This window comes from Alcanivorax sp. HI0044 (assembly GCF_001634945.1).
In genome coordinates this window covers 1-921 of sequence record NZ_LWEZ01000442.1, presented here as the reverse complement: position 1 = coordinate 921, position 921 = coordinate 1, and the positions used below count along the sequence as shown (strand labels likewise).

Annotated in this window: 1 protein-coding gene; it reads left to right on the top strand. The window is 57.8% G+C overall.

Features of this window, described 5'->3' with window-relative positions; genetic code table 11:
* A partial coding sequence (locus A3730_RS31110; RefSeq protein WP_369819043.1) for a TonB-dependent receptor domain-containing protein occupies window positions 1-921 on the top strand: 921 nt, incomplete at both ends.

Sequence of the window (921 nt, the reverse complement as noted above, 5' to 3'; positions counted from 1 at the left end):
ATGGCAACAACCACAACAGTTTTATTGACCCGCTGGCGTCGCGTTACGCGGTCATCGCCCGGGGTGCCAATGCCATGACCTACGGGGCCAGCACCCTGGGCGGGGCGATTAATTTCATCAGCCCCACGGCGCGCACCACCAACAATCAGGCTTACCTGAGTGCCGGCAGCCATGGCACCGTGCAGAACAGCGTCACCGGCGGGGTGGTGGCCGGCGACTTTGATGGCCTGGTCACCGTTGAGCAACGCAGCTACGACGGTTTCTGCGGTCATCAGGAGCAACAGCGTGGCGGCGTTTATGCCAATACGGGCTGGCAGATCAGTGACACGGTGAAAAATCGCTTCTATTTCACCTACGTGGACAATGATCAGGAATTGGCCGGCGCGCTCAGGCAGGACCAGTTCGATGATGACCCCTATCAGGCCAACCCGGATAACGTGACGGGCAACTTCCTCTATAACGTGGAGAAATGGCGCGCGGCCAACCGCACCGAGTGGGCCCTGAGTGATACCAGCCGCCTGGTGGTGGGCTTTTCCTTTGAGGACCAGTCGCTCTACCACCCCATTGTCCAGAACCCCTTCTTCAGCCTGTTGATCGATACCGATCAGACCACCTTCGGCACCACCGTGCGTTATGACAAACAGCTGGGTAACCATGACCTGTTGCTGGGGCTGAATTACGGACAAACCTGGGTAAAGGGTGGCAATTATCAGCACAGCGGTGGCATCCGTGGGGCGCTTTCCACCAAGGTGGATAACAAGGCCGATAACCTGGAAGTGTTCGCCATGGATCGCTGGCATTTTGCCGATCGCTGGACGCTGGTTTACGGAGCTCAGGCGGTTACTGGTACCCGCGAAGTGGATAATGTGACGGTATCGTCCGGTGCGGAACGTAACCCGAAAGATGACTATGAATCCATCA